The organism is Sulfitobacter sp. JL08 (assembly GCF_003352045.1).
Classification (GTDB): Bacteria; Pseudomonadota; Alphaproteobacteria; order Rhodobacterales; family Rhodobacteraceae; genus JL08.
This window is the reverse complement of the sequence record NZ_CP025815.1, coordinates 2,472,148-2,494,555: the sequence shown is the minus strand read 5'-3', so window position 1 is coordinate 2,494,555 and position 22,408 is coordinate 2,472,148. Positions and strand designations below refer to the sequence as shown.

Sequence of the window (22,408 nt, the reverse complement as noted above, 5' to 3'; positions counted from 1 at the left end):
GTCTCAAGTGCAGAACCGGAGAAGAAAGTGACTAAACCAGCCGTCAAGCGCCGACTTGCTGCGATTATGTCCGCGGATGTCGCTGGGTTTTCACGAATGATGAACGCCGACGAAACCCGAACGCTTGCTGCCGTGAACCAGATCCGTAGAAAGATTTTTGCGCCCAGCGTCTCGGTTCATGGCGGTCGAGTAGTCAAGTTGATGGGCGACGGTGCTTTGGTTGAATTTGGCAGCGTTGTGGATGCAACGGCTTGCGCAATCGAGATTCAGACCGAGATGGCAGCGCGCGCAGACGACCCACAGGGACAGCCGCTGTTGCAACTTCGCATCGGCCTGAACCTTGGCGACATCATTATCGAGGATGGCGACATATTCGGCGACGGCGTTAATCTGGCCTCGCGGCTTCAAGAAATCGCATCTCCCGGCGGCATTTGCCTCAGTGCCAGCACATACGAACATTTGGTTGGCCGTATAGACGCTTCTTTTGTTGACGACGGTGCGCACGAATTGAAGAACATACCACGCCCAGTGCACGTGTTCCGCTGGTCTAGTATGGCCGAGAAGACAAAGCGCAAAGGCAGTGCGCGCCCGCCCCCACAGCGCCCCGATAAGCCGTCAATCGCAGTGCTACCTTTCGACAATATGTCCGGAGATCCCGAGCAGGAGTACTTTGCCGATGGCGTTGTTGAGGCGATTACCGCCACGCTCTCGCGCATACGCTCGTTCTTTGTCATCGCTCGCAATTCGGCCTTCGCGTACAAAGGCAGGCATATCAATGTTCGGGAAATCGGGCGTGAACTGGGTGTTAAATATGTGCTTGAAGGTTCCGTTCAGCGCTCCGGAAGCCGGGTGAGGATTACGGTGCAGCTGATCGAAACGGATGGCGGCGCGCATCTTTGGGCTGACAAATACGACGGCTCGCTTGACGATATATTCGATCTTCAAGACAAGATCACCGAGCAGGTCGCCGGTGCCATTCAGCCTTCAATCCAATTTGCCGAGATTGAACGCACTCGACGTAAGCCGCCACAAGACCTGGGGGCTTATGATTTTACAATGCGCGCTATGCCCAATGTCTGGATGTTGGAAGAACGCGCCGCAGCAACCGCGCTCGGCCTGCTCGACAAAGCTCTTGAGATCGATCCGGACTATCCCCTTGCGCTTGCGCTGGCTGCATGGTGCTGGGCGCAGCGTTCTGTTTACAATTGGGCCGACGATATCAGCCATGCCAGGGCAGAGGCGCTGTCTCGTGCAGAACGGGCGGCGCAGATGTCTTCGGACGATCCACTGATCCTGGCCGTACTGGGCACCGTTCACACATTTGCGCGAAATTATGGTGCTGCGCGGGTCCTTCTTGAAAGGGCGATACAACTTGATCCAAACGCGGCCTGGACGTTGAGCCGCCTTGGTTGGCTTGAGACATACGCGGACCACTCAGAGGAAGCCAAACAGTACTTCGAACGTGCGATGCGTCTCAGTCCGCTTGATCCGATGAATTTCAACAACCTAGTCGGTATGGGGAGCGCCCACCAAGTGGCAGGCGAAGATGATCGCGCTGCGGATTTGTTCCTGCGGGCATTGGAGGAGCGTCCCAACGCGCATTGGGTCCACCGGAACCTGTGCGCCGCATTGCTTGGCGCCGGACGCGAAGAAGAGGCCCGCGCGTCAGCCCGAACACTGATGAAGGTGCACCCCAACATGACCGTGGAGCGGTTCAAGGAAGCAATGGTATTCTCTCCGAGGGCGCTTGAGCGGATCGGCAAGCAGATGGCGATTGTCGGTGTTCCTTTGAGATGAAGTGTTGCGTGCAGCAGTAAGATTGCATGGCATTAGTCATCTTGTGCGCCAATGGGTAACTTGCTCTGCGATTGACCTTTGGCACAAATCATCAACTTTCATGTGAGCGGTTTTTGTGGCAGGCTCACAAGGCATTCAGCAGACTATGGAGGGTCAGGTGACAATTAGATCCACTACGGGGCAGGGCCGCCGCTACGATAGCGTACTCGACACGATCGGCAATACGCCTTGCATTCGCATTAACAACATCGCGCCTGACAACATTTCGGTTTACGTCAAATGTGAGGCCTTCAATCCCGGTGGATCGATAAAAGATCGCCTTGCTCTCAATATCATCGAGGCCGCTGAACGAGATGGACGGCTGAAAGCCGGACAAACCGTTGTGGAGGCAACATCGGGCAACACTGGCATCGGTCTGGCAATGGTTTGCGCAGCCAAAGGCTATCCTCTGGTTGTCACCATGGCAGACAGCTTTTCGATCGAGAGACGAAAGCTCATGCGATTTCTTGGTGCCAAAGTGGTTCTCACGCCACGGGCTCAGAAGGGGTTCGGCATGTACACAAAGGCTAAGGAATTGGCCGAACAGAATGATTGGTTTCTGGCCAGCCAATTTGAAACCAAAGACAATGCCGATATCCACGAAACCACGACCGCGCGCGAGATTCTGGGCGACTTCAAAGGAGAACGCCTAGACTATTGGATCACCGGCTATGGCACAGGTGGCACTGTGTCGGGTGTGGCTCGCGTTTTACGCAGCGAACGCCCCGAGACAAAGATCATCCTGACTGAACCAGCCAATGCGGCCATTGTAACTTCGGGTTATGTGAACAAACGCAACAAATCCAATCAGCCAACAGAGAGCCACCCGAATTTTGAACCACATCCTATTCAGGGCTGGACACCTGACTTCATCCCCTGGGTACTGCAGGAAGCGATCGATCACGCGTATTACGACGAGATGATCCCTATCCCGGGCAGCGAAGGCATTGAGTGGTCCAGAAAACTTGCCGCTCAGGAAGGCATATTTACTGGAATTTCTGGTGGCTCGACGTTCGCGGTTGCGATGCGTCTTGCTGAGAAAGCGCCGGACGGATCTGTGATGCTGGTAATGCTGCCAGATACGGGTGAGCGGTATCTCTCAACACCTTTGTTCGAAGGGATAGAGGATGACATGACGGAAGAAGAACGCAAGATGTCTCTTTCCACCCCGTCTGCGCAGATGTCCAGCGAATAGAAATGTGGTGTTGCAAAAGTCTTTTTGGGCAAGTGACAGCTGAAGTTGTTGTTAGAATGGAAAGTTTGTTTGTAACCGGGACATCTGAATAAGGCGCGGCGAGAATCTGGAATGGACTGTTACCTCTCCGTCTTTTGCGAACTGTCGCTTTGAAGGAGTTGCGCAGCAACGCGTTGACTTCTTCACCGACCTGACCTGACCTGACCTGACTTGGCCTGTAATTTCATGCAAAAACCGCCATAGCTGCATCGGTTCGCACCGTCCTACGTGGATGGCGCCTGATTTCTAAGAAAAAAGCGTTGATTGCTCGGCTGGTCAAAACAGTCCAGTGTCCGGCCTTTGATCGCGGTTTGCCGCAAGAACCTGCAACGCGCTGCACCCGAAATAATAAAAGAAACTATAAAGAAAAAGGATAAGGCTGAGAAAGAAGAGTCGGGCGTTTTGATATCTGGTTCCAAAATTGGGCGACCTGCATTGCAACCTGCACCACAAATAGAAAATCCTGGAGAGTTTGAGCGAAGAGTGGCCAAAGTCTTTGAGCGCGAGGGGTATGGGTATGTGGGTTTGATGATGCTTCCATCTGGCAAAATGGAACAGGTATTCGACGCATACCAAAACGGGGCAAAGACCTTTGGGCAATCAGTTGGAGAGTTGCTCGCTGCCTACAAAACCCAAAAGGATCGATCTGATCCGATCAAATAAATCGCTCTTGGCTCTGCTGAATTGGCTTTGAATGGCATGCCACGACGGCAAGAAGAAATCGGCTGATTACTACGCCAAGCGGGGGGGTGATAAAGTCCAAAAGACTTTGAGCCGGGGACCGGCTTGGGTAGACAGATTTTTCCCAGGTTACTTTTAGAGGGGGGGCCGGCAAGAAAAAAGATGCGAGTGCTAAATGACCGCGTAATGCTCTCGACTGCTATGGGCGACGAACACGCTTGTCATGTAATTTATGGCTGAATTAGAATACGACCCAGTACCTCTGTCTCGCCATTCAACAACCGTATGACGAGAATCTCGCCAGACCGTGTGCTTTGACCAGTCAGAGCGGAGATATTTACCTGATGGGTGACCAGCATCAATCGACCCTTTGTTGCGGCGATGAGGTCGCGTGTCGCCCGGGTCTGCTGGTCGCGTGTTGACCGGTCTTTAAAAAAGGAATTGAGCGAAGGGGCATCTGTGACGGGCGCCAGATCAAGAAGTTCCGCCGTCTCGCGCGTGCGGCACCATTGGCTGGTGAAAACGATATCAAAGTGGATACCGCGTGCGCGCATGACTTCGCCAATCGACCTTGCCTGCGCGCGTCCGCGGGCATCAAGATTGCGCTGCGTTGCGCAATCGCCGATTTGCATGTTGACCGGATCGCCAGTGCCGGGTGCCAGAGCATGACGCATGATCGCAACTGCAGCGGGTTGCGAGAGCGCCTCCCAGTCGTTTGCTTTCACGCTGCCCGCGCTCAAAAATAGAAAAATAACAATCCAGCGCATGGGGTGAAGATAAGGCGCGTCGCGCAGGCGTCGAGTCGACTCTTGAGTTTAAATCGCGATGAGCGAAAGAAACGTGACCCAGCCCCCTGGTTCGGGCCGTTCAGGAGCAGAATTCGTTCCAAGTTGTTTCTGTTGACTGGGTTGCGTTCAAGGCCAGCTGAAAGGAGCCCTTGCGGAGCTCAGCTCCGGGCTCGGGAATTTGAGGCGGGGCCCGTAGAACAGTTAGTCGATGACTTCGGTTGTTATGCGTGTTTCAGTTAGCTCTTCTTCGATTAGCGCATAGATCTGTTCGGGAGTTGTCTTGAGGGAGTAAATCATAAGGGAAGGGTTCACGCCCATTTCAGTTAGATATTCCATCGTTTCGCCTTGCCCTGACTGAATGCTCTCGACGGCAAGAAAGTCCGGCAAGTATTTCGGTTGATCTTAGTAGTGTTGATGTAGGCCTGTCTGACGTCAGCGCTGATGGGACAGTTTAGGGGGCTACGGCAGTGGAAGTTTCATTCAGTCCGCACCACTCCGCAATGAACAGCGCAAGAAGCACTGTCAGCTTACGGACGGATTCAAGTTCAACCCGTTCGTCGAACCCGTGAATGTTTTCGGCTCGCGGCCCGATGCAGAAGGCGGGCACACCATAGTAAAGCCCATAGAAGCGCGTGTCGGTCAGCGCGGTCATCTTGTTCTCTTTCATTTTCTGACCTGTCCCAAAGACCTTCTCGTAGGCTCCTTGCATAACTGCGAGCGGGGGGGCAACGGTGTCGTCCAACACATAACCTTCGGCCTGAAACCCGTTCCAGATCACTTCGGGCGGGTTGTTGGACAGAAAAGGGTGATCGCGGGATGCAGCCACGACACAGGCGGCGATCTCGGCTTTCGCTGCCTCCAGATCCTGACCAGGCAAAACCCCCATGCGGCAATCCACATCACACCAGGCAGGGACGCTTGATGCCCAGTCGCCGCCCCGGATCTTGCCAGCATTGAAGTTTAGTGGGTGCCGCACGTCATTATAGACAGGGTGTTCGGCGGCGCGCGCGTTCCATTCTGCCTCCAGCTCCTGAAGCGCTCGGATCACGTCATAGCTGGCCATGATCGCGTTCGAACCTTCTCCTGCAACAGCCACATGCACAGGCCGCCCACGCACCCGCAGACGGAACCAGAGTACGCCGATTTGGGCACGATTAATCTGAAAGTCCGACGGTTCCGGCAAAACCGCCACGTCCGCCCTGTATCCTCGTTGCAAAGTGGACAAAGCGCCGAGCCCGGTGCTCTCTTCCTCGATTACTGACTGGAAATGCAGGATCGCTGCCGGTTCAAAACCGGCCCGCGCCAGAGCGTCCAGCGCGAAAAGCGCGGCGACGGTTCCGGCCTTCATGTCGCCCGCACCACGGCCATACATCCAGCCATCGCGTATTACTGGCTCGAAGGGTGGGTCGGTCCACATGTCGGAAGGACCCGTGGGGACCACATCGAGATGGCCTTGCAGGATCAGTGAGCGACCCTTGGTTCTTCTGGGATGGTGGCTGCCCACCACGCTACGCGCGCGAGAGAAATCGCCATGTATCTGACCAAAGCCATCCAAATGCTCGAGATCAGACAGATCGATTGTCCAATCATCTACCTTGTAACCGCGTGCGCGCAGTGCCGCAGCGATATAATCCTGTGCTGGGCCTTCCTCGAAGCGCAGACTGGGGATGCGAACGAAATCCGCCAGAAATCGTATCTGGTCATCAAATCCAGCATCTACGGCTGCTTCTATCAGATCAACAGTTGCAGCGGTCAAGTTGGAGCTTGAAGCTTGGTTGGACGGGGACATGCTGTGGGCTCCTTCGGATTCCGAAAGGTGATATTGGAAGAGTAGGGTAGATGTCTGTGCGATCAAAGGCTATGTCGGCTCAACTTAAGATAATTAGACAAGGCTCACCAAGTGATTAGGTTCTGACCCCTAAAAAATTTCAGGAAATGATTGGCGGCAAAGCAGACCTCGGCGCGCTCCGCAGCGAATGACTGCCTTGAGCCCGGAGCGGCCGTCTTGTGATCGCGAATAATGCGATTCTAGAACTTTGCTAAAGCTGTAAGGTTCGCTGGGCTTTCGATTGAAAGGGAGAGCAATGGACCGCAAACTTGCCGCAATATTTATGGCAGACGCCGTATCCTCCACCGCTGCCATGGAGCAGGACGAGGAAAGGGCCGTCGTCGACATTGCGTCCCGATTACAGTCCATAAAGACCGCTGTGGAAAGCAACAATGGGCGGGTTTTCAACAAAGCGGGAGACAGCATTCTCGCAGAGTTTGCCAGCCCGCGAAATGCAATGTTGGCTGCGCTTGAGTGCCGGGCTCGTCTCGCCGCTATGGGAAACGCAAATGCCATGCGGTATGGTCTCCATCTGGCCGATGTTCTTGTGGATGGTGAGGATTTACTTGGAGATGGTGTCAATCTTACGGCTAGGATTCAATCTGACGCGGCACCTGGTGATATACTTGTTTCCGATGCGTTCTTCTCCCAAGTCCGCCGAGCTTCGCCCTGCAAATTTGATCCACCGGTTCAACGGCAATTCAAAGGCATTTCTGAACCTATAAGTGTGTACAGGGTTAAAGAGCGGATGGATGCCCATTTGTACCAAGCAGATGCATCGCGCACCGATGTTGCGGCTAAGCGTCGACCAAATTCTGTAGCGGTTGTGCCGTTTCGCACGTCTTCCTCCGCTGATGAGGATCAGACATTCCTGGCCGACGGTCTGGCAGAGGACTTGATACTTGAGCTGAGCCGCGTCCAAGGTCTCTTTGTCGTTTCTCGCACCGCAGCCAACGAATTGCGCGATCGCGACCCAGTAAAAATCGGTCGAAATGCTGGGGTCGGTTTTGTCCTAATTGGATCAGTGCGCAAGATGGGAAATCGTGTCCGGCTCAGCGTATCGCTGTACAATGGTGATACCGGTGCAGTTATTTGGAGCGACAGAATTCAGCGCGATTTTCAGGAGTTGTTGGATATTCTCGACGACGTCGTTGTCCGGGTGGCTTCAACCGTCTTCGGGCGAATCGAGCAGGCGGAAATCCAGGCTGCTAAGCTAAAACGCCCGGAGTCGATGACCGCATATGAGCATTATTTACGCGGGATGGAGCTACACCGGTTGGGCGGTGTAACGCTCGACAATTACCGCGAGGCTGTTGCATGGTTCGACCGCGCGATCGAAGAGGACAAGAACTTCAGCAGAGCTTACTCAATGAAGGTCTGTTCCGCATCGAATCTGGATGATTTTGACTTCGATGCCGCACAGCAAATGATCGAGAAGGCACTGCGCCTTGATCCGGAAGATGCCGATGCGCACCGCATTATGGGCAACATGCAACTGCGCATACACCGAGACTTCACCAAGGCATACATTCACTATGAGCGCGCCATGCAACTGTCACCCAACAACGCTCATATTGTCGGTTTGGTTGCAGCCTTTCACATCTTCAACGGCGATCCTGAAAAGGGCCTCGAATTGCTCGAACGCGCCGAAATCATGGACCCCTTTATTCCTGTTTGGATACTGGAAAACCGCATACGCGCCTATTTCGTAATGGGCAAATTCGACGAAATGCTGGCGTGCTCACGTAACCTTCCTTTCCAGACCCGATGCTCACGCATCTTCCGCGCAGTCGTCAGCATGAAAAATGGAGACCCGAAGCGTGCGCGCCAGTTGATTGCCGCGACGCTTGCGGACGATCCGACCCTGACTTCCGAATACGTCCGAGTACAGGAACTGTACCGTGACGAGAAGGTGGCAAATGAGATATTTCAATTAGCCGAGGCTGCGGGTCTTCCGAGGCCCAAAGGTACACCCGTGTGAAATTTTCTTCGGACAGACTGCCGGGTGCTTCAATTTATGGCGCGATCCAAGTGATATCATTTCAGCATTGTCGAAACGTGTTAACCAAAATTCAGTTTACTGGCGACTTCGTCCGCTCTGCCGACATTAGTGCGCTCCGCGGCGAATGACTGCCTTGAGCCCATTTTGACTGATGCTGCGATGATGCCGAAGGTCTGCTTCATTAGTTGGTCAAGTCAATGGCGCATGCTAGCGTGAATATGTTCAGTCGAGAGGATTAATGCGATGAAAACAGGACAGCACGAATGGATTGTCTTTCACCGAGTACGGTTTTCGGAACCGATTGATGGAAACAACAATCCTTTTCCGGGCCCGAAGCTTGCGGAATCTTGGAGGTTTTATCCCGCCTCGCCAGTCAACTCCGAAGGCATGCGAACAAACATATCAGAAGAATGGGGCGGGTTTGGTATCTACTCTTCTCATCGCGATGCAGAGGAGGTTTTTGAAAGTCCGGAAGATCATCTTTCGTTTCTTGGTGACACTGTCGAAGCCTACCATGCGTTGGTCGTGCCGTATTCACATCGGGGCAAGGTCAATTGGCGAGGCACGGTAAAGGAAGACTCCTCCTTCATTACAGCGCCTGCCGATCCCGGTGGTGTTTTGGCGGTCTTCACATCAGCCGGATATGACAACCCCGGGCCAGATGACCTCCCTCGCATTGCGAATTTCTTGCGCGAAGTCGACAATGTGCAGGAGTATTACGGAACGCTTCCCGACAATATCCGCAGAGCGGTATTCAGCGGAGCCGGTGTTGATGCTCATGACGGCATAACGGTTTCGATCTGGCGAAGCGATGCGGCAATGATGCAAGCAGCATATAAGCCCGGTCATCACCGTGACCAGATGGACTATCAACATGAAAAGGGGCATTTTGATCGGAGTTCGTTTACTCGTGCTCGGATCGTTTCCAGCAAAGGAGCCTGGGATGGTGGCGATCCTGTTCTGGAAATAGGTTAAGGCGGTCTGCTTAACTGTTAGCACCACTGAATCGTCTAATGTTTTAGGGATGGTGCCACGGCTTTCATCAGCCATCGGTGCTGATCAGGCAACGTAAGAATTGGAGCCAACACTTCTGGGCGGTCCGGCAACTTGTTAGCGCGCAAGATAGTTTCTTGCTGTGCGACTTCGTCACCTGTGGCGAAAAAGATTTCTGAAAGAAACAGATGATAGATTCTTGACGTTGGGTATTGTTCGATGGCCTGCTTAATCCAAGAAATTGCCGCGCAGTAATCCCCGTCAAAGAATTCAGCAGCGGCGCGCAGATAGCATACATATGGTTCATCCGGATCAGGTGAATGAAACTCAAAGAAACTGGAGGTTTCAGCCCGAACTTCGTTCCATTCCCCTTCAGCAAGCGCGATTTCGGCTCTGCATATTTTGAGAAGACCGTAGTTGGGATTAAGCTTGGCGACCCTTGCCGCTGCCTGCTTTGCTGTTTCCGTGTCGGCGAATAAATGCAGCTGGACTTCGCAACGAACTTTACACGCGAAGTCGCTTTGCGAGTTCAATGCTACAGCAGCATCGGCACAAGTAGAAATTTCCTCAACAAGCACTGGGTCAAATTCCCGATAGCGCATCCGCAGAAGCCACGTCTTTGCATAAGCCCACATAGCAAGGCTCATTGAATTATCCGGAGAAAGCCTTAGTGACCGATTGAGAAGTCTGACAGAATTTTTGTAGCCCTCTTCTGTAAATGCATAAAACTCGTGAGCTGCGCGTGCTCTAAGTTCGGACGCGCTCAGGGCATTCTCCGGCAGTTTCGCGATGCGTTCCCCATCTCGTGCATTGATAATACTTCTCAGTGAGCTGTTCGCACGGCTTGCAGCCGAATCTACCAAATCAAAAAGGTCGTCCGTCGGAGTCTGGTAGTTATCCGACCACAGAACTTTTCCAGTTTGGTTCAAAACAAGTGAAAGACTTATCTTTGCTGTTGTCTTGCTCAGTCGCAGGCGGCCGTGCAAAGTATAGGTCGGATCTTTACCTTCTTGTCTCCCTAGCGAAGTAACTCGTACTCCGGTTCTGCGGGAAAGGCCGTCAACAAGTTGATCGCGCAAATCCACGGCAGCGTCCTGAGTCTGCGAATTGCCTGCATTAAACGCTATATCGTTCACTATAATTGTCGGAATATCATACCCATCATCGGAACGATGAATGTTGGGACGCCACTGAAATGCGATTATCTCTCGCGAAATATTCTTGAGTTGGAAATTTCCTGACTGTGTGAACGTTTCCGCAAGAGATGTATCCAATTGCCGGTGCAAGTCTTCAGATATCATGACGCCGCCAGGTGGCGCTTCGGTCTGCAATCGTGCCGTGATGTTGATCCCGTTTCCGTAGAGGTCAGCATCATCTTCCACAATCTCTCCGAGATGTAACGCGATCCTTAATTTTATCAATTGGTGGGCGGAAAGAGTTAGTTGCACGGTTTGAGCAGCTTCAATGGCGTCAGTAATCGCCGGAAAAACGATTATCCAACCGTCTCCCAAACGCTTAAGCACTTCGCCATTTCGTCGAAGCACTTCTGGTTCCAACCACTTGTTACGAAGTTCGCGTATCAGTTCAATCGCCGCACCTTGATTTGTGTCCATGGCAACAGAATAGTCTACCATATCAGCCATCAAGATGACGGCGAGACGACGCTTCATGAGGTTACTCCTTACATTCAGCGACGACTACAATCGCACTATATCATTGCATTCTCAACCCAACCCAAAAATCGAGAAGTACTCTGGTCCTGATCGAGTGGCGGCTCCGTCCCGCAAGGCGGTCATTAATACAGAGTGCAGCGAACGTCTGGTGCCGGTATAAGCAGTCGTTCAGAACCAAAATTTTGAATTTCCAGTCGTGAACGGCCGCTTAATACGACTAACCGGTCATCAGAGAAAAACACTCGAATGACTGCATCGAGCCCAAAGTGCATAATGCTGCACAACTTTTGAATGCCGGCTGTGCCGTTTCCACAACCTTTGATGCCGTCATTCCGTTCTAGTTGGCGTGCCTCCAATCATGGGCTGGTGGAGAAAAGACGAAACCTAGACTGGACAGTGCCGGCAGATAGCAGATTGCTCAAAGCGCAAAATTGTCCAAACTATGAGGAGCGGGGTCTTAAGCCGCTTTTTATCTGTCACACATGCCTCCGGCACTACGGCTTTGTGTTCAACTCAAGCGAAAGGGCTGCACTTTGGCAAAGCTTTTTATAGGTGGCCTGCTAGGCATTCTTGTCGGAGCGTTGGGGACAACTTTATTCCTTGTTAGTCGCGTGAACGCCCTCGCGAAGGTCGATTTCTCAATCGTGACGCCATCTGTATCATCTGAAGTCTTATTGGCAGTTCGCCAGGCAGAAAGTGATTTCTATGCCCAACAACCTGCGCTCCGCCGTCTGATCGAAAATGGGCAAGATGTCGCTGCGTTCTTGGCCCCATCACTTGTCTACCGGTTTGATTTTTCAGTTGGGCCATTTCGCCTTAAGGGACATACTCTAGATGAGGTTATCCCTTGGGCGCTTCAAAATGGGTATCTCGAACTGCAAAGCAGTCCCCTTGCGGACTTTCACTGGCTCTACGTGTATCTTGCGGAGCAACCAGGTTTGGCGGATTGGGGCGCCGCTGTTCTTCTGGAGCGTTTGCGTCAGAAGCATCCCCAGCTATCAATGCTTTCGTGGCAAGAGATTTCCGCTGATCCAAATCTCATCGCAAAGGTCTATTCCGGCTATATGGGCGCCGGGGGTGATTGGGACGCTTGGAAGGCCGATTTGATACCCGGTAGGGTGGCGGCAGCGCGTATGAAATTGGACCAGCCAGGGAACCTGACAAGTGACTGAAAAAGAGAACTCGAGTAGCCTCTTGGACCGCCTAAGGCGCGCGCCTCTCTTGGTCGCTTTTGGTGTCATTTTTTGTACGTTCTCATCTTGGCAGCGCCTTCGCTCCTTGCCCCCGCAGCAATCTATGCGCACGATCAAGGTCGGCTCTGGGTCGAAAGCGCCAGATGCCTTGATCGACTCGAATGGCAGAAAAGTCCCGCTCAGCAGTCATTCACACTTGCCGCAGCGAAAGTCCGCTTTGACAGTGTCCGGGTCGGCTTCGTGCCAAGGAGACTATCAATGATCTAGACGATCCGGTGAGCCGCGAGACGTGCGGATCAGTGATGTACGGACTGGCTCCCAACTGCGAGGTTGCGCACTTTGAGCCAAGCCGACTATTTTAATTCGTTCTGAACACCCTTCAGATATGCAATCAGGTGAGCAAGGTTCTGCGTCACCATCATTGTCTGCCCGCTTGGTAGTTTGATAGCTACTGACTGGATGGTTTCCAGATACGGACCGAAAACCGGCATATCGCCGTGGCTGCCAATGTTCATGCGACCATCGATCTGCATGGCAACAGTTTCTGTCGGAAACTCTCCGCCGTTACGTTCGCTAAGTGTCGTAAGTCGCGGCGGTTCGACGGCCAGCATTTCTGCCATTGGGCCAATGCTTTCTGCATCCCTTCCATGACACTCGGCACAAAAGTACAGAAAAAGGTTTTCCCCATTCTGCATTTCGATGTTCTGTGCCGAGGCTGGGCCGGCCAGTATGATGGTCGCTAAGATAAGTCGAAGCCGCACAAGTATACTCCCTTAATAGCATTCACTCTGTGCCGATTTGATTTCAAAAGCAAACCCACACTACGAGCTAGGCGCACAAGAGGAAGGCGGCCTACCGGATGTTCGAGGATGGACTGTCTGTCGTATGAATGGTGCTGGCGGTGCGGTCTGTTGCCTCAATCCCCTAGAATTTTATAGATAGCCCCTCTTGAACACCCTATTTGCCCGGCAATGGCTGACACCTTCATTCCCTCTGATGCCATTTCCCTGATCTTCTTGTGATCCAGACGGACAGGACGACCTTTGTAGACACCCTTGGCTTTAGCTGCTTCAATCCCTGCTTTCTGCCGTTCCTTGAGGTGGTTGAGTTCCATCTCGCCAACCATTCCAAGAACCGTGAGTATCATTTTTCCCATTGGCCCACTGGTGTCTATCTCAGGTTCAAGGACACGTAGTGATGCACCTTTCTGCTCTAACTCATGTACGAGATTGAGCACGTCTCGTGTGCTTCTGCCTAGACGATCAAGCTTGCAGACAACCAACTGGTCACCTTCGGCAATGAAATCCATCAAGTTCGCCAGTTCGTCCCGTCCTTCTCTGGTTTTCCCTGACACCTTTTCAGTTCGAATTACAGAACACCCAGCACCTTTGAGCAACTGTTCTTGCACCTCAGTGCTTTGAGACAAAGACGACACTCTTGCGTAACCATAGACAGCCATAAGGAACACTCCATTTGTTCATTTAGGGTCTTAAACTGTTGAACCATTTATGTCAATAAATCAAATATAACCCTAAGTGACGCACTAAGTGTTCACTCCCGGTGCGTCACGCAAGGTTTACCCATAATGACATACGTTACGAACGGGGATGATCCCTTCGCAAAAGCTTCAATTACACATGATGGGTGCGTTCGCCGAATTTGAACTTGCCCTTATTCGCAAACGACAGGCTGACGGCATTGCAAAAGCTCGACAGAAGGGAGTCTACAAGGGCGGGAAGCGTCGAATTGATCGGGAGCGGGTGACTGCCCTGCGCGATGAAGGCCTTGGGCCAAGTGCGATTTCGGAGCGAATGGGCGTTAGTCGAATGTCCGTCCACCGAAGACTAAACGCACGAGCAAGTGACTAGATCAGGATAGGATTGTTCTAAACTGCAAAATACCCTGAGCCGAGGCCCCCCACCCTCGAGCTTTTGGGTAGGGCCGTGGAAGCGTGGCCTATCTGCGCTGGATTTTTTTTTCGATTTTCAGAATGCAGAACTGTTCTCATCATGCTTTGAATAGTTGGGTTTGACCTGCATCAACGCCTGATTACACGCTTATCTTTAATCATTTGGTACAAACAAATTTGTAGGCAATTTTTTGAACAAGATATTTAGAGTTTAGTATGTTTGGGATGTTTAAGGAGGTGCGCGCGCTGGCTGACCTGTCGACGCAGCAACTGGTGGATCGCATGATCGCCATCGGTGCTGAACTTGCGCAGAGGAGGAAATGACATGAGGGAAGCCATCGATATTTTGAGCGACGTGCAGTGCGTTATTACCGAGCGCGCGAAGACCCACGGCGACGCGCGCCGTACGCACGAGACGGCGAAGGAATGGCTGATTTTCTGGCCCGAGGTGTATTGGCAGACGTGACGGCCCCTCTACAGGGGGAGGGCAACGCTGACCGCATGGCGCGCGATCTGGGCGCGATGGCGGTGGAAGTGCCGTGGGTCGAGACGATGTCGATGCAAATCCCTGAACTGGCGCACGTCGTGAAAGGGGTTAAGAACGCAGGACGCGCCGTTAAAGATCGTTTGGCACAGCCGGGCCGGTCCCGGCAATGGGGGCTAATTTTGGTAATAAAGGAAAGACAGTTGGAAAACTTACTGACACACTCGGCGTCCCAGCCGTACGAGGGGCACCCGACGCCGTTCCTCCGAAACTTGCTGTGCGAGGTCCGTCTGGAGGTTCTTCGACGGCAGTGGGAGGCGAGCGTTATTCCCAAGGGTACGACACAGCGGGCGGCGGCGGGTCTCATAGAGTCTTACGGGCTTAGGTTCGAGGGGTATTTCAAGGATACACTGCGTCGGCGGCCAGATCGCAAGCACCCCTCACAATCTATCAGTCGGTGGCGGGTGCTGCCTTTGATACGGAATCGGAATGCATCTTTCTGATGCTCCATTCTATGCTATCGCGCATTGTGCTGCCCAGAGCATCATCAAAGGCCTCGGTGATGTCTGCGGCCGCATCGCTTTTAGCGGGAACAATTTTTTCAAAGGAACGCGAAGCGATGATCTGATCGAGATCGGCGTCAATCACCTTGATATTCAAACGCACCTGCACTTCCAAAAGGCTTTCAGGTGGCGCATTCGGCGGCACCCGAGCCTGAAACTCGCGTACATCCGTGACAATCAGATAGTCTGCGCGCAAACCAATGGCCGACCTGCCAACGGCATCGACTTTGCCGGTATTTTCATAGCTCTCGATCAGAAGCGCCTGAATGATCACCGGCGCCAGATCCACCCAGCGCGCGCCCGGCAGGTATTCGACCTGTAACGATGTGGGCATCACCGCAATCCGGTCGGTGCTGACAGCGGCAGTCGCTGTCGGTTCGCCCACGACGATCTGCTGCCTGAGCCGTGGCAGGGAGGCATCGAATGTGCTTTTGGGTGTCAAAAGATACAGGTCGGTGGGCGTTGTTGCTGTCGTCAGGGTGGCCAAACCGGCGCAACCCGTCAGCACACAGGCCACGCTGCAAAAGGCCAAAGCGCGAAAAGCAGATAGGGTCAACGTTTGAACTCCGATCCTTGGGTCCCTAGAATAAAGCGTGCGGGATCACGTTGGGCACGGTCGACAAACCGTTCCATGATGCTCACCAAAAGCCGCGCCTCTTCCATCAGACGCAGAAACTCCGGCAGGCCGACCCGCAAAAAATCAGAAACTTGGCGGCGGTTCTGCGCAAGGATGACTTCAAGCGTGTTGGCAAAACTGGAGGCGGACCGCGACGCTTTCAGCACCTCTTGTGAAATGAGGGTAATGTCACCCGTCGCGTCTTCTATGGTGGTCGTGAAGACTGTCACTGCTTTGCGCGTGTCCGTGAGGATGCCATCCAGGTCTTCACTAATAACCTTGTTGGCCGCAGCAAACGTCTGCTCCGCGCTGCCGAGCGCGGTCGTGGCCGTATCCAAAGTCGTGGTGAGTACCGGCTCCACCCTCGTCAGCACCTCCCCGACCTGTTCCGCTGTTGCAGTACCCTGACGGACGAGATCGCCAAGGTCGCCATCAACCAGTGTTCTGACAGAGATGAATGTCTCATCCATTGTGCCCAGTGTCGTTTTCGCCGACGCTATCATTGTGTCGGCATTCTCGAGCGAACTTTTGGCGGTCTGCAGCGTATCCGTCGCCGCCAACAAAGCGGTTTCAGTTGTTTCCGCCAGTTCGTCCAGTCGCCCGACAAAACCGGCAATTTCACGTGACGCCAGGCCCAAGTCGCCCGACAAGGTTTCGAAATTCTCCAGCGCGCGATCCATCCGTCCAGTGGCAGAGGCAAGGTTTTCAAGGATCTGGCTGGTCGCGGTTCGGTTTTTCTCGTTTACGACACTGTTAATGTCTTCAAGCAGCAGCACCGCTTTTTGCAAAAGCACCGGCGCGCCCTCCAGAACGGACTGCAAGGCGCTGGATTCCGAACGGATCACACTGCCCTGTTCTGCCCGCTCCGCCTCAGGTGATCCACCCGACAAGGACACAAAGCTAACGCCAGTCACGCCCTGCGATTGCAAGGTGGCGATAGTATCGGTTTTTACGGGCGTATCTGCGCCCACTTCCAGCCGCACGCGCACCCTTGACGGATCATCGGGATCAAGGTTTAGAGCAACCACCTGACCGACAGGCAACCCGTTGTAACGCACATCGCCCGCATCGCTGAGCCCGGAAACACTGTCGAAAAGCACATCATAATAGGCGTATTGCCGGTCAACTTCGACCTTGGCCAGCCACAGAAGAAAGCCGAAGCTCGCAAGGATGCCCGCAAGCGTAAAAGCACCGATCAGAACAAAACTGGCTTTGGTTTCCATAGATTGGCCGCGCCTCTCAGCGTTTGTCTTGCGCCGCGCGGGCGCGCGGACCGGTAAAATATTCCCTGATCCAGGGATGATCGACGGAACTCATCTCGCTAACCGGCCCCTCGACCAGCACGCGTTTTTCAGCGATCACCGCTACACGGTCGCAGATCGCATACAAACTGTCGAGGTCATGCGTCACCATGAATACGGTCAATCCCAGCGAAGCCTGCAAATCCTTGATCAACTCGTCATAAGCTGAGGCTCCGATCGGATCGAGCCCGGCCGTCGGTTCATCCAGAAAGACGATTTCAGGATCCAATGCCAATGCACGGGCTAGCGCAGCACGTTTACGCATACCCCCGGACAATTCGGACGGAAACTTGCCGCAACTGAGGGGCGGCAATCCAACGAGGCTTATCTTCAGCTCTCCAAGCGATTTCATCAGCCCGTGAGACAGGTTGAGGTGCTCGCGCATCGGCGCCATCACGTTTTGCAACACGGTGAGCGATGAAAATAGGGCACCGTCCTGAAACGCCACACCCCAACGTCGTTCCACCGCGCGGCGATCCTTTTCAGGACCATTGACGACATCCACCCCCAACACCCTGATGTCTCCGGCCGTTGGACGGTTAAGTCCCACTATCGTGCGCAGCAATACGGATTTTCCGGTACCGGACCCGCCGACGACTCCCAGCACCTCGCCCTTCCAGACATCAAGGTCGAGATCCTGATGCACGATCTGCGGGCCGAACTGGGTCCGTAAACCGCTCACGGTGATAACTGCTTCCCGCGCAGCGGGCTTTTCAATGATCGGCTGATTGGTCGCAATGTCCTTCATATGCCGATCTCCGGAAAAAATACGGAAAAACCCGCATCCACGACGATCACCAGAAAGATCGACTGAACGACGGATGCAGTGGTGCGTTGACCCACGCTTTCGGCGGAACCACCCACCTGCATCGCCTGCCAACAGCCAACAATGCTGATCACGAAGGCAAAAAACGGCGCTTTGATCAGACCCACAGCCAGATGCCAGACATCCGTGTTCTCGACAAAACGCGTTACGAACATGCCCGGACTGATTCCCAGTTCGATCCAGGCCATAAGAATGCCACCGAACAGAGCAAAAACATTAGCGATCAGCCCCAGTATGGGTAGCATCAAGATAAGCGCGATCACGCGCGGTAGAACCAGCACTTCGATCGGGTCAAGGCCCAGCGTGCGCATGGCATCGATTTCCTCGTGGACCTTCATTGAACCAATCGAGGCCGTGAATGCCGACCCAGACCGCCCCGCCACGATTATCGCTGTCAGCAATATGCCCAATTCTCGCAGCACCGAAACCGCGATCAGATCGACAACAAAAACCTCGGCGCCGAACTGGCGCAACTGCACTGCCCCCTGAAACGCCAGCACCACGCCAATCAGAAAACCCATCAGAGCAATGATCGGAACCGCATTCAAACCGACCTCTTGCATCTGGCTGACCAGCGCCGTGGCCCGCAGCCGCCAGGGCCGCAGGACAGTACCCATCAAGCGATGCAACACGAGACCTACGAAGTTCAAAAGGGAAAGCGCAGCCTTGCCAAACTGGGATGTGCTGTGTCCAAGCCGTTCCAACCATGGCAAAAACCCACGTGGGGGCGCTTCTTCGCCTTCTGTATCAGGCAAGGCCCGGGTCACCGTTTCGATCAATTCCCTGCGCGCTTCGGAACAGCCTGCAATCTCAATCGCGACGCCGTCGCGGGCCAAACGCGCCTGAAGTGTCGCGATCATCCATGCGCCGCCCGTGTCCAACGCTTCAAGATCAGACAAATCCACCGTGACCGGCCCAGAGGCCGCAGAAAACTCTGCGAATTGACGTTCGACTGAGGCCAGTGCCGCCGTCACAAGGCGACCCTGCAAATGCAGCACAGTGCCTGCATCGCTGTTCTGGGTGGTCAAAGTTGTTTGGGCCATGACACAGACAGTTGAACGCGAGTTGGCGCGAACCGCAACACTATTGTTTCTGCGATCCGGATTAGGCGGCCTTCAAATGCCTGTCTCTCACGATCTCTTGCAACCTCCGCTTCCCGAAGCAAGCCCAGATTCATTTACGGCGTGTGGTTCCTACGAGGAGCGCGGACTGACTAACCCAATCAAACTTTTTAACCTTTTCGAGCTAGACCTTTAGCGCGAGGACACGGCCATTTGATCCCTATATGCTGCGCTATAGAGGTTCCATGACCTCGGTCAAAGAATGGAGCTTGACTCGGGCGGAGCCATGCTGTGGCAAGCAGGTTGAAGCCCTACAATTACTGAAATCTGATTATGAGCGAGCAAAAAAGTTTCGCTGATTAGAGAAGCGGAAAGTCCGCGTAGACGAGGGCATGGTCGCTGGCGTGGCTATGATTTTTCAATTCGTCATGAACAGCCATAGAGCCGAGTTCATAGAAGTATCGGGTCATTCCTGTTCGTACGATCTGGGGAACAGTTTGCGGATACTCCCTTGCCAATCGTGTGGACAGAAAAATGCGGTCTGGTCGTGAGTGAATATACGTGTCCGGCACTTCGAAGGTCCAATCTGTGCCGAGTGGCAGACGATCCAGAATATCCTCTGAAAAGCCCTGCTTTAACGGTGTGAGCGCCGTCGTTTTATTTTCGTTGCCCATCGACGACTCATTAAAGTCTCCTACAATCATCCAGCGTTCGGTTTCAGGCTTTGGAAAGCGGTTCTCGACGATAGTTCTTACAGCGCGCGCCTCGGCCTCACGCACAATCTGCGCCTTACCTTCATCCGGATAGGGCGCTTTGAAATGGCAGACAAACAATGTGAAGGTATTAAAGTCCAATTCGAGGCAATCGCGGCGAAAAAGCGGATGATCCCGAAGCTCTTCAGGTAAATCTATTAGCCCTAGGTCCGCTCCAGTGAGGTCCGCGTGGCTTTTGACTCTTAGCGGTTCCATTTTCGAGAGCACCGCCACGTCGAGACCGCGCCCGTCATTTCCTGGTAGACAAATACGGGTGGGGTAGGCAGGCGACCCGGCCGGAAGCAGAAAGTGCGTGTAAAAGAACTCAAGGGTCTCTGCATCGAATACTTCCTGCAAAGCAACAATATCGGCCTTTGCTTCCGCAATGACCTTTGCAGTCATGTGCCGGTCAGCAATATCCTGTTCGACCAATCGAGGCTGGTCGTCAAAATCCTGATCCATCGCGCCATCAAGAACGAGGTTCCCCTGCCTCTGGCGCAGTCTTAGATTTTGTACGTTGAACGTAGCCAGTCGCATTTATGGAACCTTTGGTCATTCAGATTTGCCCAGATTAGCCGAATTTGCCGACACGACCACATGTGACGCAATATCGGGATATTCAATGCTATTTGACGCTTGGTAGGAGAAAATAGGAGACCTTCTAGCTCGTACGAGTAAGCTCACATTTCTTAAGCCTGCGATGAATTGTTGCCCCGAGGTCGACGATGCTATCAACACCAACAGCCTAGATAGCAGAACTTCGTGTCGTTCAGGCCAGCTGGCGCATTCGGCCCTCACCGGACATTGACCGATTTCGACGGCGCTACAGCACATTTCTAAAAGCGGACTTTGGCCAGTGTCCGTCGTCAGGTCAGATCTCCTCGGACCGATCTGTTGCTGGGGGTGGTGTTGGGGTGAGTGCGGTAAGCCGCGCGTAAGTTGCATCATCCATCTGATATTCGATTGCGTTGAGGGAAGGTTTTAGTTGGCTGGATTTGCTGGCGCTGAGAATTGGAGCCGTGATATTGGGATTGTGGGCGACCCAGGCAACGGCGAGAGTAATGGCGGAAATGCCCATTTCTTTGGCAACGTCAGAAAGAGCGCTTGCAGCAGCATGCATCCAGCTTTGGCCATAGCGCGCCTTGTACATTTGGTCATGCGTCAGTCGCCCCTCATCGCCGACACTGTATTTGCCAGTTAGAAGGCCGCCACCAAGCGGAGAATATGGCACAACGGCGATGCCTTCTGATGCGCACATAGGCAATATTTCAACTTCGGCCTGACGTTTGACCAAGCTGTACATGGGTTGCAGCATCTCAATCTTAAGGTCCAATGATGCCGCGACCCGAGCCGCTTTCATCACCTGCCAAGCCGCATAATTGGAAACACCGATGTGACCAACGCGCCCTGCATCCACCATTTTAGCCAACACCTCATATGTCGCTTCGAGCGGAACGTCATCTGACCAGCGATGCATATACAGCATGTCAACGCGGTCCATATTCAGACGGGTTAGGCTTTCTTCGACATCCTTCGTTATCGCTTCGGGACTGCAGTCGCCGGTCGACGCACATTTCGTGGCGATGAACAGGTTGTCTCGATCTGTGGCCGCAAATTCGCCAAGCAAGGTTTCGGACTTGCCGCCAGTATACCCATGGGCTGTATCAAAGAAATTGATGCCCGCCTCCCGTGACGCATCAAACATGGCGCGGCTATCAATGGCGTCAGCCTTACCGCCCCACTGCATTGTGCCAAAGCAAAATTTGGATATCGGGGTGCCGGCGGGGGTGCGAAGTTCAGGTTTCATGCAGCAACATTGGCATGATCTGTCTGAGAACAACAGGCATTCTGAGACGCTGGCAAGTGGCATGTCTGGTCGATATTGTTTGTGGCTATCGATTGAAGGACTTTAGCGAGGTTGGAGCAGAAGACAAAAACCGCTTGATCGCGGAATGTGAAGAGAAGATCGCCGACTATATTGAACGCCGGGGCAGCAACATCTGGCAGCATCGGTCTAACGCTAAGGGGTATGTCCCTGGGTCGATCCGCTACGAGGTTCTGAAACGTGCCAAATACCGTTGCGAACTATGTGGCGCATCTGCGGAAGAGGTAGCCCTGCATGTCGATCACATCATTCCGCGCAACAAGGGTGGTCAAGACGACCTCAGCAACTTTCAAGCGCTCTGCATCACGTGCAACATCAACAAGCGTGACCTTGACGATGCAGACTTTCGCGGAGTCGCGGAAGCTTATGGGTATCGCGAGGCAGAATGCGTCTTCTGTGAGGTTTCTGCGGATCGGATAATCGCCGAGAACGAGCTATGCGACGCGATCAGGGACGGGTTGCTTGCTCACTCTCCGTACCACCAGTCGAAGCAACTCTTTGTGTGACAGCGCCGTCCGTGCTTAGCAGCACATTGAGATTCATCAGCAGTCCCTTGCGACTTAAAGATTCTTGATCTGCCTACGACTTTTGCCCATGGCTGCGCAAATTAAGAGGTGGTGGCAGTGACGCTCACAAGATTCATGAACGGATGGACGGTGGGAGCCGCCAGTTCACTTACCCCTACCCAGAAGAACTTGTTGCTCAATACGTCACTACCACTATTGAGTGTAAGCGAAGGCTTTTGTCTCTTATAGGGGGAGCGGGTGCGACTTTTTCCCCATA

20 protein-coding genes are annotated in these 22,408 nt (G+C 53.5%); 9 read left to right on the top strand and 11 right to left on the bottom strand.

Annotation, left to right across the window (positions count from 1 at the left end; translation table 11 throughout):
* Positions 1-96 precede the first annotated feature (96 nt).
* The 3 genes from C1J05_RS12210 to C1J05_RS12200 all read left to right on the top strand — a co-directional run bounded on the left by C1J05_RS12210 (position 97) and on the right by C1J05_RS12200 (position 3,733).
* A complete protein-coding gene (locus C1J05_RS12210) occupies positions 97-1,797 on the top strand; it encodes an adenylate/guanylate cyclase domain-containing protein (RefSeq protein ID WP_162798058.1) in 1,701 nt (566 codons plus the stop codon).
* Positions 1,798-1,942: 145 nt separating this feature from the next.
* The gene (locus tag C1J05_RS12205; RefSeq protein ID WP_114870485.1) at positions 1,943-3,031 is read left to right on the top strand and encodes a PLP-dependent cysteine synthase family protein; all 1,089 of its coding nucleotides are present in this window, start codon (positions 1,943-1,945) and stop codon (positions 3,029-3,031) included.
* A 303-nt stretch (positions 3,032-3,334) separates the two neighbouring features.
* Positions 3,335-3,733, top strand: a complete 399-nt coding sequence (locus tag C1J05_RS12200; protein ID WP_114870484.1) for a hypothetical protein — start codon at positions 3,335-3,337, stop codon at positions 3,731-3,733.
* Between the two features lie 248 nt (positions 3,734-3,981).
* Here C1J05_RS12200 and C1J05_RS12195 read toward each other — a convergent pair whose 3' ends face one another.
* Together C1J05_RS12195 and C1J05_RS12185 are read right to left on the bottom strand one after the other, a co-directional pair.
* A complete protein-coding gene (locus tag C1J05_RS12195; RefSeq protein ID WP_114870483.1) occupies positions 3,982-4,518 on the bottom strand; it encodes a histidine phosphatase family protein in 537 nt (178 codons plus the stop codon).
* 472 nt (positions 4,519-4,990) lie between these two features.
* On the bottom strand, positions 4,991-6,394 hold the full coding sequence (locus C1J05_RS12185) for an ArgE/DapE family deacylase (RefSeq protein ID WP_254684590.1): 1,404 nt from the start codon (positions 6,392-6,394) through the stop codon (positions 4,991-4,993).
* A 229-nt stretch (positions 6,395-6,623) separates the two neighbouring features.
* On the opposite strand from C1J05_RS12185, the gene C1J05_RS12180 reads away from it, so the two are divergent.
* Together C1J05_RS12180 and C1J05_RS12175 are read left to right on the top strand one after the other, a co-directional pair.
* Complete coding sequence (locus C1J05_RS12180) at positions 6,624-8,348, top strand: adenylate/guanylate cyclase domain-containing protein (RefSeq protein ID WP_114870480.1); 1,725 nt, start codon at positions 6,624-6,626, stop codon at positions 8,346-8,348.
* A gap of 264 nt (positions 8,349-8,612) precedes the next feature.
* Positions 8,613-9,344, top strand: a complete 732-nt coding sequence (locus tag C1J05_RS12175) for a hypothetical protein (protein WP_114870479.1) — start codon at positions 8,613-8,615, stop codon at positions 9,342-9,344.
* Between the two features lie 35 nt (positions 9,345-9,379).
* Here the strand turns inward: C1J05_RS12175 and C1J05_RS12170 are convergent, their stop codons facing one another.
* Positions 9,380-11,032, bottom strand: a complete 1,653-nt coding sequence (locus C1J05_RS12170) for an adenylate/guanylate cyclase domain-containing protein (RefSeq protein WP_114870478.1) — start codon at positions 11,030-11,032, stop codon at positions 9,380-9,382.
* Positions 11,033-11,568: 536 nt separating this feature from the next.
* On the opposite strand from C1J05_RS12170, the gene C1J05_RS12165 reads away from it, so the two are divergent.
* Entirely contained in the window at positions 11,569-12,207 is a 639-nt protein-coding gene (locus C1J05_RS12165) for a hypothetical protein (protein ID WP_162798057.1), read from the top strand.
* A gap of 374 nt (positions 12,208-12,581) precedes the next feature.
* On the opposite strand, the gene C1J05_RS12160 is transcribed toward C1J05_RS12165, so the two are convergent.
* Both C1J05_RS12160 and C1J05_RS12155 read right to left on the bottom strand, forming a co-directional pair.
* Positions 12,582-12,923 (bottom strand): c-type cytochrome, encoded by a 342-nt coding sequence (locus C1J05_RS12160; protein WP_205389266.1) that lies wholly within the window; start codon positions 12,921-12,923, stop codon positions 12,582-12,584.
* A 221-nt stretch (positions 12,924-13,144) separates the two neighbouring features.
* Complete coding sequence (locus C1J05_RS12155) at positions 13,145-13,687, bottom strand: recombinase family protein (RefSeq protein WP_114870475.1); 543 nt, start codon at positions 13,685-13,687, stop codon at positions 13,145-13,147.
* A 148-nt stretch (positions 13,688-13,835) separates the two neighbouring features.
* On the opposite strand from C1J05_RS12155, the gene C1J05_RS22165 reads away from it, so the two are divergent.
* Both C1J05_RS22165 and C1J05_RS21490 read left to right on the top strand, forming a co-directional pair.
* Positions 13,836-14,096 carry a recombinase family protein gene (locus C1J05_RS22165; RefSeq protein WP_368073705.1) on the top strand — a complete coding sequence of 87 codons (261 nt, stop codon included), beginning with the start codon at positions 13,836-13,838 and terminating at the stop codon, positions 14,094-14,096.
* Between the two features lie 366 nt (positions 14,097-14,462).
* Positions 14,463-14,603, top strand: coding sequence for a hypothetical protein (locus tag C1J05_RS21490; RefSeq protein WP_162798056.1), 141 nt, complete (start codon positions 14,463-14,465; stop codon positions 14,601-14,603).
* A 468-nt stretch (positions 14,604-15,071) separates the two neighbouring features.
* Here the strand turns inward: C1J05_RS21490 and C1J05_RS12140 are convergent, their stop codons facing one another.
* The 6 genes from C1J05_RS12140 to C1J05_RS12115 form a co-directional block, all read right to left on the bottom strand.
* Entirely contained in the window at positions 15,072-15,740 is a 669-nt protein-coding gene (locus C1J05_RS12140) for an ABC-type transport auxiliary lipoprotein family protein (protein WP_254684589.1), read from the bottom strand.
* A complete protein-coding gene (locus C1J05_RS12135; protein WP_114870473.1) occupies positions 15,737-17,023 on the bottom strand; it encodes an MlaD family protein in 1,287 nt (428 codons plus the stop codon). Before C1J05_RS12135 ends, C1J05_RS12140 begins: the two co-directional genes overlap by 4 nt.
* Before the next feature lie 16 nt (positions 17,024-17,039).
* A complete protein-coding gene (locus tag C1J05_RS12130) occupies positions 17,040-17,849 on the bottom strand; it encodes an ABC transporter ATP-binding protein (RefSeq protein ID WP_114870472.1) in 810 nt (269 codons plus the stop codon).
* Complete coding sequence (locus C1J05_RS12125; protein ID WP_114870471.1) at positions 17,846-18,970, bottom strand: ABC transporter permease; 1,125 nt, start codon at positions 18,968-18,970, stop codon at positions 17,846-17,848. The genes C1J05_RS12130 and C1J05_RS12125 overlap by 4 nt, the downstream gene beginning before the upstream one ends.
* Positions 18,971-19,347: 377 nt before the next feature.
* Entirely contained in the window at positions 19,348-20,277 is a 930-nt protein-coding gene (locus C1J05_RS12120; RefSeq protein WP_114870470.1) for an endonuclease/exonuclease/phosphatase family protein, read from the bottom strand.
* Positions 20,278-20,611: 334 nt separating this feature from the next.
* A complete protein-coding gene (locus tag C1J05_RS12115; protein WP_114870469.1) occupies positions 20,612-21,547 on the bottom strand; it encodes an aldo/keto reductase in 936 nt (311 codons plus the stop codon).
* Between the two features lie 14 nt (positions 21,548-21,561).
* Between C1J05_RS12115 and C1J05_RS12110 the strand changes: the two genes are divergently transcribed.
* Positions 21,562-22,131 carry an HNH endonuclease gene (locus C1J05_RS12110; protein ID WP_114870468.1) on the top strand — a complete coding sequence of 190 codons (570 nt, stop codon included), beginning with the start codon at positions 21,562-21,564 and terminating at the stop codon, positions 22,129-22,131.
* Positions 22,132-22,408: the final 277 nt, after the last annotated feature.